The organism is Mucilaginibacter celer (assembly GCF_003576455.2).
Taxonomy (GTDB): Bacteria; Bacteroidota; Bacteroidia; order Sphingobacteriales; family Sphingobacteriaceae; genus Mucilaginibacter; species Mucilaginibacter celer.
On record NZ_CP032869.1, the window covers coordinates 3,026,759 to 3,038,239 of the forward strand.

Sequence of the window (11,481 nt, forward strand, 5' to 3'; positions counted from 1 at the left end):
AACTAAATACTAATCCCATCCCCTACTTTATAAATTTCATGAAATTTGATGCCCTGTTTATCAAAATGCTTTACGTAGGCAGCATATCGCTGGGCTATGAAAAAATCTTTGGCATAACCGTCATGCACCGGGAAAATCTGTTTTGGTTTCAGTTCATCAGCAAAGGCAGCTATGGTAGGCTCGTTGGTAAAGGGTGCCATGGTAACCATAATGAGCAGTTCGATGCCTTTAAAATTCAACAGTTTATCTTCCATCGAATCAACCGGGTGCAGTACTTTATTATTAATTAAAAAGCCGGTCATTTGTGGCAAGGGATTATCCATAATCAATTCGTGTTTAACCGGGAAAGCCTGGAGTTTAAAAGGGCCGGCTTTGTGAGTGCCTTCTTCCAGAATAATATATTTAATATCTGTACCATCAAGTTCTTTAGCTACCTGGGTATTGGTAATCACCGTTGCTCCGCTTAGGTTAACAATACTTTTTAAGATATCTATATCGAAATGATCGGGGTGGATATGTGTAATTACAATGCTTTGCACATCTTTAAACATCTCTGCTGTTACCAAACCCTCGGCAAACGAAAACTTACCGGGATCGAACAACAATTGGTAATTATCCAATTCAAATAAAAGGCACGAGTGAAGATATTTGGAGATTTTCATAAACTATATATAGGTTGATGCTTTGCACTTTAAATATACATAGGAAATGTGAGGTAGTTTTAAAAAGTTCTGTGATTGGGCGGTCAACTATAAAATAAATACCTTGCATTATTAAACCGGAAGATTTCCCTAATAAACCGCAACACGAACTCTATGATAAAAGATACACTAAAACAACTGATCATCCGCGACCTTGAAAAATTGAAGCAGGAAATACAAGCTTACCAAAATGAAGAAAAGCTTTGGTATATAGAAAAAAGTATACTGAATTCGGCCGGTAACCTGTGCCTGCATTTGGTTGGTAACCTGAATACGTATATCGGCGCAGAATTTGGCAAAACCGGTTATATCAGGAACCGTGAAGATGAGTTTGCATTGAAAAACGTACCCCGCGCAGAACTGGTGAATAAAATAGAGAAAACGATCATCATGATCGAAAACAGCTTTGATATGATCTCTGAAGATCAGCTGAATGAAAAATATCCGGCCGAAATTATGTTGAAAGATGCAACTACCGGGTACTTTTTTATGCACCTCGCTATGCATTTAGGTTATCATTTGGGGCAAATCAATTATCACAGGCGTTTGCTGGATAATTGATCATCAATTTTGTTTACTTAAATATCTGGTGCATTATCTCCTAACATAAATCTAATTTTTGCCTAACCGTGCCCAAATGCTGATTATTCAATTTAGGCTGCTTCAATACCTCAACTACCCAGGCAGCTTAAATAAAAGAACAACATGGAGAACAGCACAACCCGGCAGGAATTTGAACAGAAAACACGCTGGCAAAAAATAATCGCGCATCCGGCATGGGTTCTTGTGGCTGCTTTCGGAACTTATTTTTGCATGTATGGTTTCAGGAAACCGTATACCGCTTCGGCTTATGCTGATGCTTCTTTTTTTGGTATCGATTACAAAATTTTACTCATCATTGCGCAAACCCTCGGCTATGTAACCGCCAAATGGCTGGGTATTAAAATAGTATCGCAAATAAAACCACAACAACGCATTAGCGGAATTTTAGGCTTGATTGCATTTGCCGAATTAATGCTGTTGCTTTTTGGCCTGGTTCCACGCCCCTGGAATATCTGTTGTTTGTTTTTGAACGGTTTACCATTGGGTGTAGTTTTTGGCCTGGTACTTGGCTTTGTAGAGGGCCGAAACAATACCGAGTTTTTAATTGCCGGTCTGTGTGCCAGCTTTATTGTATCGGATGGAGTTTCAAAATCAATAGGTTCGCTGCTGCTTGGCTACGGCGTTTCTGAAAACTGGATGCCTGCCCTTGCAGGTGCCATTTTTTTAATCCCCACACTTATTTTTACCACCATGCTTGCGGTAACTCCCCCGCCAACCAAGGCTGATATTAAAAAGCGGTCGGCACGTAACCCTATGGACGCAAACGACAGATGGCGTTTTTTCCTGAAATATGCTCCGGGACTGATTGCCGTTACCCTGGTGTATTTATTTGTTACCCTGACGCGCAGCATCCGGGCCGATTTTGCTGTAGAACTGTGGACCGGGCTGGGCTATCGCAAAACCCCACAGCTATTCACCCAATCTGAACTGATTGTTTCGTTTGGTATAATCATAGTGATAGGCCTGGCAGTGCTGATAAAGGATAATTTTAAGGCATTCAGTTTTTCGTTATTGATAAGCCTTGCCGGTTTTTTAATATTGTTGCTTACTGTTTTAGGCTTAAACCTGGGGCTTGATAAGTTCTATTTTATGGTACTGGCCGGCCTTGGTGTTTACATGCCCTATGTTGCTGTGCACGCCATTGTGTTTGAACGCCTGATAGCCATTACCCGCGAACGCGCCAACGTGGGCTTCCTGATGTATATTGTTGATTCGGTTGGATATACCGGGTATATTATTTTAATGTTCTTCAGGTACCTTGTACCTTCTACAGATTCGGTATTATCCATTTTTATAAACATCTGCGTTTGTATGGGAATTACCGGTGTGTTGGCCATTGCTTTCTCCTTTATTTACTTTTTTAATAAATTAAAGGTGAACGGATCGCGGGTTACCGGTGTTGCGTCTACGCAAAGCATAGGCATTTAAATTACTGATACAATTATTGAATTATATATTTAAAGATGACAGAAGTTGATCACGGCGAATTTGCCGACCCATGGAGAGGCCCCGTGCCAATGACAGAAGCCCCCTGGATTCACGAAACAGCCATAGTAAAAAACAGCCGCATGGGTGCCTGGACCACCGTTGGGCAGCGCTGCGAAGTTATTGCCAGCGATTTGCTGGATTATGCCTACATGATACGGGATGCTGATGTGTTTAATGCCGAGGTTGGTAAGTTTGCCAATATTGCCTCGCACGTGCGCATTAACCCGGTTAACCACCCTATGTGGCGGGCAACATTGCACCACTTTACCTATCGCGCCAAATCGCATTTTATGGATAATGAGGATGACGATCATGATGAAGTATCCAACTGGCGCAACAGCAACCGGGTTATTATCGGCCCCGATGTATGGATTGGTCATGCCGCCATTGTGATGCCGGGAGTTTCTGTGGGTACCGGTGCTATCATAGGTTCAGGTTCGGTAGTTACTAAAGATGTGTCCGATTATACGATAGTTGCAGGCAACCCGGCACGTGTAATCCGCCGCAGGGTAACCGAAGATGTTGAAGCGGCCTTAAAACGTATTAAATGGTGGGATTGGAGTCGGGAAGAGCTTATTGCCGGTATCAGCGATTTCAGGAAGCTTGATGCGGCCGCCTTTGCTAAGAAATATGATTTGATATAAGCGATTTTTTTATGTAGAGACGCATAATTGCGTCTCCCAGATGCAATTTACGATAGCGGCTTGTCCTCCGGGAGACGCAATTATGCGTCTCCTATGTTTGTCATCAAATAAAAAAGGGAATAAATTAGAAATCTTAAGTGAAAAGAATGAGAGTTGGGTCGCGTCTAAACAACTTTTATAGTATGTACATGTAGAGATCAGGCCTCATTCTTTTTACCTTTTAGAGTCTGAACAGAATGTAAGGAATACAGCAGGTCTGTATATTCAGGATATCCGACCAGGAGACAAGACGAAGAAAGGTTGTTCACTTAAGAAAATACAAACCTAATAAGTGATGGCAAAAATTTTAAAACAGGTAGCAGGCATTGATGTAGCTCAAAAAGAGTTGGTAGTTTCTCTTGGACGTATGGATGATTCTATTGAACCAGATATCTATGCTTTCAAAACATTTGCCAATAAACCATCTGGGTTTTCTGCTTTAGAAGTATGGATAAAGAAACATACGGATAAACAGGTAAAGGTCCGGTTTGTAATGGAAGCAACGGGCGTTTATCACGAAAAATTAGCGTATCATCTTTCAGGCCTGGGCTATGAAGTAAGTATTGTACTTCCTAATAAGATCAACAATTATGCTAAGTCACTCGAAACAAAAACGGTCACCGACAAAACAGCATCACAGGCTATCTGCCAGTTTGGACTGGAAAAGAAGATTAGTTTATGGCAACCACCAAAAAAAATATTCAGAGACCTTAAACAATTGACACGCGAAAGGAATCAGATAATCGCAGAACGTACGGTAGCTAAAAATCAACTGCATGCAGAAAATGCAGAAGCGTTTCCCAACGAAAGAAGCATAGCCAGGCTACACCAACGCATCCGGTTATTCAATGAACAGGAAAAGGAAATTAAAGCAGACCTCGCTGAAATAATCAAAAAGGATAAGGAATTGGTTGAAAAGATAAACAATATCAGCACAATACCAGGGGTTGGGAAGCTTACAGCCATAATTACCATGGCAGAAACCAATGGCTTTAACCTGATTAAAAGTAAAAAGCAAATCGAAAGCTATGCGGGATTTGATGTAAAGGAAAAGCAATCCGGCTCATCGGTAAAAGGAAAATCCAAAATATCAAAAAGAGGGAACAGGCACTTACGTAAAGCCATGTATATGCCGGCATTAGCAGCCATCAGGCATGACGATCGCTTTAAAGCTGTATTTATTCGGCTGGTAAGTAAACACGGTATTAAGATGAAGGCAGCTGTTGCGGTACAAAGAAAGCTACTGGGGCTCATCTATATCGTTTGGAAAACTGATATTAAATATGATCCCAAATTCCTGAACAAAGTAACAGAGAACGAAAAAGTAGTTATAAATAGTTAGAGCGGTGACATCATAAGATGAACCGCCCTAATCTGGCTGGCTTGTGCCGCCTTAATAAACAAATCTAAAAATTATTTGATGTTAACACAGAATCTCTACAAAAAATCCTTACAACAATTCCGTTGCCAGGTTAGCCAACTCGCTCCTTTCTCCTTTTTGCAGCGTGATGTGGGCATAAAGCGGATGCCCTTTGGCTTTGTCAATCAGGTAGGATAAACCGTTACTTTCGGCGTCGAGGTATGGGGTATCTATCTGGTAAATATCGCCGGTAAATACAAACTTGCTGTTCTCTCCTGCGCGTGAAATGATGGTTTTAACCTCGTGTGGGGTAAGGTTTTGCGCCTCATCAACAATAAAAAAAATCTTGCTCAGCGTACGCCCGCGGATGAAGGCCAGCGGCGCTATCGAGATCTTTTCGTTGTTAACCAGTTCATCAATTTTGGCCTGCATTTTTTCGTCATCCGCAAACTGATCTTTTATAAATTTCAGGTTATCCCATATCGGTGCCATGTACGGGTCTATTTTTGATTTGATATCGCCGGGTAAAAAGCCGATATCTTTATTGCTTAGCGGCACAATGGGACGGGTTACAAAAATCTGGCGATAGTATTTGCGCTGCTCCAGCGCACTGGCCAACGCCAGCAGGGTTTTGCCGGTGCCTGCGTTGCCCTGTATAGTTACCAGTTTAATATCCGGATGCAGCAGGGCATGGATTGCGAACGATTGCTCTAAATTACGCGGATAAATATTAAGTACCGGTTGCTCTGTTACCTTTTCAAGCTGTTTGGTATGCGAGTTGTAAAAACCCACAACATCGCTCTTCTTGCCCTTTAATACATAAAAATGATTATTGGTGTACGGCGCTACGCTAAGGCTTTCGGCAGGTAGGTTTTCATTTTTATTAAAGGTGGAGATCAGCTTCTCGGTCACCTTGCTTACATCGGTTTTACCTGTATACAGTTCCTCAAGGTTTTTGATCTTGCCGGTTTCGTAATCCTCGGCATGTAAATTTAAAGCTTTGGCTTTTAAGCGCAGGCAGATGTCCTTTGATACCAGCACCACCTTCTTGCCCGGATTTTCTTCCTGCAAACCAAGCGCAGCGTTCAGGATCCGGTGGTCGGTTTTATCCGATCCAAAAACCTGCTCGGCATCAAGGCCGGTGTTTTTTGCATCCATGGCAACCTTAAACCGCCCTTTACTTTTGCCGTTTAGAGGCAACCATTCGTTAACTACATCGCTGCCCGACCATTCATCCATGAGCCGGATAAAGCTGCGGGCTTCAAAATTGCGGGTATCATTACCGTTTTTTTTATTATCAAGCTCTTCCAGCACCTGGATAGGTATGGCAACATCATGCTCCTGGAAGTTTTGAAATGCGTTGTGATCATAAAGGATCACCGAGGTATCTAAAACAAATATTTTCTTCTGGTTACGCTGGCCGTCCTTATTCATATCCGTCTAAAATAACGATTTTAGTTATCGGAGAAAAATTTCTCCAAAAAACAAAAAACCTATAAAAGCGAAAACGGGAGTCATCTCTTGCGATTTGAACTCCCGTTTCCAAACTGTTGCTTAACCGTAGTTGCCCAACAGCATCAAGTTTTGTGTATTTTTAACCGACATGATCTTTACCGGTTGCTCTCACGAGCGGTTGGCTATCTTCAATGTCACCGGTTTCCGTTGTTTCACTCCGTAAAGTTCTTCGCCATAATCCCGGTACCTCCTTTAACCGCTTTCTTTTTTCTAAAGGCTTTCGCCCTCTTCATTTTTTCTTTCGGCTCAGGTACTTCCCTTGATCTTTAGTTCCCCCGAAGGTTCACCCGATTCAATTTCCGTTTTCCTGAAAGGCTGTCAAAGTACGTCGTTCTTGATGATTTCAATATCGGGACATAATGGCTATTTGGCAAATATTTTTCATTGTTTTTATTAACAGGTTATCAACCGTTAATTAAGAGTTATCAACATTACAAAACCATCAAATTTAGCTATAAATACTGTTAATCAAACACATACACACCACAGTTATTAACATCGCCATTTTTCCACCAACAGATCAAAAATCACCAATAAGCGAAAGATAAAAACGCGTAAAATCACAAAAGCACTAAATTTTCTCTGTTAAATGCCGCCAATATCGCTTAGGAATATGGCGGATATGAAGCCTGGTATTTTTGCGCGATGCGATGTTTACGCTGGTAAAGTAGTTTTTCCATAAAGTTTGATAAATGCCTTCATCTTCGCTGTAAGCGGCAATCACATTAGCAGGTTTGCCCCCATCTGCAAAATCCATTGCTATAAATTGCGTATCGTGCAAATCGTAATACAAGCCGTAACTTCTTTTTATATCGTAAATCATCCATTTCTGATCGGCGTAGCGGCTTTTAAAATGTTTAATCAACAGCGGCAGCACATTAAAATCGGGTTCAATGCCGGCATAAAAAGTACCGTCTTTCAATTTCTGAAAACGGACAAAGGCCTCCATTCTGTGTTTTTCGCGCCGAACCATTTTCAAAATTTCGGATAGGCGCATCACATACCTGTTGCCATAATCTTCTTCGATATTGATATCGCTGTCAAAAACATAGCGGATAAAACCAAGAATATTACTGTCTTCGCCTGCAATTTCGGCCATGTGCGTTATATACAATCGCTGAACGCCCGCAGTCGAGAGCTTTTTTCGCAGGCCCCGCAATACCCGGTTGGCCCGCGATTCATCTGTAATAACAGGGATCACTTCTTCAAACAAAGCCTCGTTACGCCACTCCCCCGTTATCAGTTTTACATGATGCAGCTTCCGGTCGTAAATTTCAAATACGGCGGTCAGCAAGCCTTCAAATGTCCCATCGTACAACAGCGTATTCATATTAAAACAGACTAAATTGTGTTTGCGAATTTTTAATGTACTTACTCTGCGATTCGGCCATGATAAACTGTTTGATATTTTGCCCGGTGAGGTCGCGCCGTTCAAACTCATTACTATTACAGGTAATAAAATACCGGGCCCGGTTAATGGCCACTCCTATTTTCTTTAACTGTTCCCAACCCAACCTTGCAAATTTGCGCGCCCCTACTATTTTTTGTGCCGATTGCAGGCCGATGCCCGGCACACGCAAAATCAATTGCAAATCGGCCTTGTTAATATCAACAGGAAAAACCTGCATGTTACGGATAGCCCAGCTCAACTTTGGGTCGATATCCAGATCGAGCAGCGGGTTGCCATCGTTTACAATCTCGTTAACATGAAAGCCATAAAAGCGCATCAGCCAATCGGCCTGGTAAAGCCGGTTTTCGCGCACCATAGGTACAGCAGTATTTAAAGCCGGCAAACGCTGATCTGCTAAAACCGGCACATAGCCCGAATAATAAACCCGCTTTAAATTAAAGTTTTTATAAAAATAATTAGCCGATTGCAGCACCTGCTGGTCACTCTCGGGTGTGGCCCCTACAATTACCTGTGTGCTTTGCCCGGCAGGTGCAAACATCGGCGTACTTTTAAAAAGCTTTTTCTCTTCGGTATTTTTAACAATTTCATTTTTCAGAAACCGCATCGGATCAATCATATCCTGGCGGTTTTTATCCGGAGCCAATAGTTTTAACCCGGCTTCGGTTGGCATTTCCAGGTTAACGCTTAGCCTGTCGGCATACAGACCGGCTTCACGCATCAGTTCATCACTTGCACCTGGAATGGATTTGAGATGGATATAGCCATTAAAATTATGCTCGGTACGCAGTTTTTTTGCTACCCTAACCAGGCGCTCCATGGTATAATCAGCATCTTTAAAAATTCCCGAACTTAAAAATAACCCTTCGATGTAATTGCGGCGGTAAAAATTAATGGTAAGATCAACCACCTCCTGCACAGTGAAAGCAGCGCGTTTAATGTCATTATTTTTTCGGGATACACAGTAAGCGCAATCAAATATGCAATGGTTGGTAAGCAGAATTTTCAATAGCGAAACACATCGCCCGTCTTCGGTATAGCTATGACAGATTCCGTTGCTGGCATTGCCCAAACCTTTATCCTTGTTTTTCCTGTTGCTCCCGCTTGATGCACATGATACATCGTATTTAGCCGCATCGGCCAAAATATTAAGCTTTTCTGTTATCCTATCCGCATTCATACCAAATCAAAAATACTAATATTTTTAGTAATCATATTGTTTTAGAATAATTTTTTTCTGAACCGGGGTTATGAACCTTAATTTTCAGGATTTAAAAAATAATGAGGATAAAGATTATTCCTGCCCGGTGGTCGTGTCTCCACGACCACTTACACGCCTATATTTTGAACCGTTGATTTTTTTGATTACGTTGATTTCGCTGATTCAAATTAAATGACCTTTTTGCGATGCCAGGCATTCTGTCAATTTCTTAATTCCCCCAAATTCGAGTTCAGACAAACCATCCTGCCCATCTCAAAAATCCACTCAAATCCCGGTTCAGACAAACAAATCAACAGCCGTGAGGTTGCTTTTATAAAGGAGGGACACAATCATGGAAAAATTATATACCGCTGTAGTAACAGCAAAAGGCGGCCGTGATGGCCATATTAAATCGGAAGATGGCATTATCGATATGGAACTGAAAGCTCCCGCAGCACTTGGCGGCGAAGATGGCTACGCCAACCCTGAATTATTATTTGCGGGCGCCTGGGGCGCGTGTTACCTGGGCGCCTTGGGTTCGGTTGGCAAGCGGGATAACGTGGATGTAACCCAGGCCACTGTTGATGTGCATATCTCATTCAATAAAGAAAGTGAAGCGGCTTACTGTTTATCCGCCGAATTACATGTGCACATTCCCGGCGTTGACTGGGATATTGCCCAAAAAATGGCCGAAGCAGCGCACCGTGCCTGTCCATATTCAAAGGCAACACGAAATAACATTGCGGTTAAAGTATTGGCAGATTAAAATAAACCATGCCGACATTTTTCATGTCGGCATGGTTTATTTTCAAAGTACTTAATTAACCTTAAAAGAGTTAATTGCCTTATCAAGTACATCCTGAAAACCAGGTTTATCTGCGGCCAGTTGGGTAGTGGTAATGATATAAGCCGAACCGTCATGAAGCGGTATTACATATGAACCAAATTGTAAATCAAGGTTTTGAATAACGGCGTTATATTTTATTACTTTGCCCTTTATCCCATTAATATAATGTCGGTTTGCTTAAGATTGACTGGCTCTACTCCCCCCATGTGTTTAAGGTTATAATCAATATAATCATCAAAACTCATCCCTTTCATATTATCTTTAAGAATATTCAGGTTAACCTGGAAACCATTAGCTTTTGGCCCCATAAGAAAGGTGAACCTTACGCCATTTGTTTCTTTTTCAACACGCTGCCAGCCTTCGGGAATATTGATGGTAAAACCCTTGGCAGTATCATTTAATGTTTTTGCAGACTGTACGTAAGATTTAATTTGAGCATCAAGATCGTTCTTTTTTTGATTACCCTTACACGAAAAAAAAGCCACAACTACTGCAAGGCCTAACATTTTAATTGATTTGTTTTTCATAATAACGTTTAAGTTTTATGCCGTAAACTTAAAAAGTTTTTGGTTCTAATCTCAAAAAAAGAGCCGCCCCTAACGGGGCGGCCCTCAAACCAAACTAAACTTTATGAAAACAGTCTTTAATTATTTTACAGCAATTTCACGTGACTGAAATTTAGCTTCTTCTCTTTTGGCTACGGTAAGTTTCAGGATTCCATCAGCGTAATCAGCTTCAATTTTTGACTGATCGGCACTTTCAGGTAAAGTGAATGATCTTACAAATGAGTTGTAGCTGTATTCGCGTTTGCTGAATTTTTTACCTTCTTCAACGTTTTCGGCTTTCTTTTCGGCAGCAACGCTTAATACGTTTTTGTCGATGTTGATTTTGAAATCTTCTTTCTTCAAACCGGGAACGGCTAATTCAATGTGGAATTCGCTTTCGGTTTCGGCAATATTTACGGCGGGCACACGGGCAATCAATTTATCGCTTAAAAACGAATCATTGATCAGGGAATCAAATACATCACTAAAAAATGGGTTAGCTGAAGTATTTTTAAGGCCGTTGTTGAATTTTACTAATGTCATTGTTATATCCTCCTAAAAGTTTTGTTTTTATTAACTTCACAACCTATTAATCAACTGCTGTACCAACGGCAAAATCGCCTAAATTAAAAGACAAAAAGTCACATACATTTAATTAAGGCAGACAAAATGACCTAAAATGACTGAAAAACTTACTGATTACAAATATAAAACGCCTATCCCTATCCGCTTTTCGGATATCGATTCGTTCGGACATGTAAATAACGCGGTGTATTTAACCTATTTTGAGATTGCCCGCATAGGATATTGGAAAGAAATTATTGATTGGGATTGGAGCAATACCGGTATTATATTGGGCCGATCAGAGATTAATTACCTGAAACCCTTAACCGTACAGGATAACATAGCCTGCTATGTGCGTACCATCCGCATAGGTAACAGCAGTTTTGATATGATGCATGTGCTTGTGAAGATCACCCCTCAGGGCGAGGAAATTGTGACCACCGGCAAAACGGTTTGTATCAGCTATGATTACTCGGCCAATAAATCAGTGCCTATACCTACGCCCGAGCGACACAGGATGATCAATTACGACGAGCCACGGTTGATTTTGAATACGAATTGAGGCA

Annotated in this window: 12 protein-coding genes; 6 read left to right on the forward strand and 6 right to left on the reverse strand. The window is 41.3% G+C overall.

Features of this window, described 5'->3' with window-relative positions:
• Nucleotides 1-2: 2 nt before the first annotated feature.
• Nucleotides 3-662 (reverse strand): MBL fold metallo-hydrolase, encoded by a 660-nt coding sequence (locus tag HYN43_RS11940; RefSeq protein ID WP_119409563.1) that lies wholly within the window; start codon nt 660-662, stop codon nt 3-5.
• 153 nt (nt 663-815) lie between these two features.
• On the opposite strand from HYN43_RS11940, the gene HYN43_RS11945 reads away from it, so the two are divergent.
• From HYN43_RS11945 to HYN43_RS11960, 4 genes are all read left to right on the forward strand, one after another.
• Nucleotides 816-1,262, forward strand: a complete 447-nt coding sequence (locus HYN43_RS11945) for a DUF1572 family protein (protein WP_119409564.1) — start codon at nt 816-818, stop codon at nt 1,260-1,262.
• Nucleotides 1,263-1,406: 144 nt separating this feature from the next.
• Nucleotides 1,407-2,732, forward strand: a complete 1,326-nt coding sequence (locus tag HYN43_RS11950) for a DUF5690 family protein (RefSeq protein ID WP_119409565.1) — start codon at nt 1,407-1,409, stop codon at nt 2,730-2,732.
• A gap of 35 nt (nt 2,733-2,767) precedes the next feature.
• Nucleotides 2,768-3,436 (forward strand): DapH/DapD/GlmU-related protein, encoded by a 669-nt coding sequence (locus tag HYN43_RS11955; protein ID WP_205589923.1) that lies wholly within the window; start codon nt 2,768-2,770, stop codon nt 3,434-3,436.
• Between the two features lie 334 nt (nt 3,437-3,770).
• Nucleotides 3,771-4,817 carry an IS110 family RNA-guided transposase gene (locus HYN43_RS11960; RefSeq protein WP_119406621.1) on the forward strand — a complete coding sequence of 349 codons (1,047 nt, stop codon included), beginning with the start codon at nt 3,771-3,773 and terminating at the stop codon, nt 4,815-4,817.
• A gap of 108 nt (nt 4,818-4,925) precedes the next feature.
• On the opposite strand, the gene HYN43_RS11965 is transcribed toward HYN43_RS11960, so the two are convergent.
• The 3 genes from HYN43_RS11965 to HYN43_RS11975 form a co-directional block, all read right to left on the reverse strand.
• On the reverse strand, nt 4,926-6,269 hold the full coding sequence (locus tag HYN43_RS11965) for a PhoH family protein (RefSeq protein ID WP_119409566.1): 1,344 nt from the start codon (nt 6,267-6,269) through the stop codon (nt 4,926-4,928).
• A gap of 652 nt (nt 6,270-6,921) precedes the next feature.
• The gene (locus tag HYN43_RS11970; protein ID WP_119409567.1) at nt 6,922-7,680 is read right to left on the reverse strand and encodes a TIGR03915 family putative DNA repair protein; all 759 of its coding nucleotides are present in this window, start codon (nt 7,678-7,680) and stop codon (nt 6,922-6,924) included.
• Nucleotide 7,681: 1 nt separating this feature from the next.
• Complete coding sequence (locus HYN43_RS11975) at nt 7,682-8,938, reverse strand: putative DNA modification/repair radical SAM protein (RefSeq protein ID WP_119409568.1); 1,257 nt, start codon at nt 8,936-8,938, stop codon at nt 7,682-7,684.
• Nucleotides 8,939-9,311: 373 nt separating this feature from the next.
• Between HYN43_RS11975 and HYN43_RS11980 the strand changes: the two genes are divergently transcribed.
• A complete protein-coding gene (locus HYN43_RS11980) occupies nt 9,312-9,725 on the forward strand; it encodes an Ohr family peroxiredoxin (RefSeq protein ID WP_119409569.1) in 414 nt (137 codons plus the stop codon).
• A gap of 230 nt (nt 9,726-9,955) precedes the next feature.
• On the opposite strand, the gene HYN43_RS11985 is transcribed toward HYN43_RS11980, so the two are convergent.
• Nucleotides 9,956-10,333 (reverse strand): hypothetical protein, encoded by a 378-nt coding sequence (locus tag HYN43_RS11985; protein WP_119409570.1) that lies wholly within the window; start codon nt 10,331-10,333, stop codon nt 9,956-9,958.
• Nucleotides 10,334-10,453: 120 nt separating this feature from the next.
• Complete coding sequence (locus HYN43_RS11990) at nt 10,454-10,894, reverse strand: Hsp20/alpha crystallin family protein (RefSeq protein ID WP_119409571.1); 441 nt, start codon at nt 10,892-10,894, stop codon at nt 10,454-10,456.
• Between the two features lie 136 nt (nt 10,895-11,030).
• Between HYN43_RS11990 and HYN43_RS11995 the strand changes: the two genes are divergently transcribed.
• On the forward strand, nt 11,031-11,477 hold the full coding sequence (locus HYN43_RS11995) for an acyl-CoA thioesterase (RefSeq protein ID WP_119409572.1): 447 nt from the start codon (nt 11,031-11,033) through the stop codon (nt 11,475-11,477).
• The last annotated feature ends 4 nt before the right edge of the window (nt 11,478-11,481 follow it).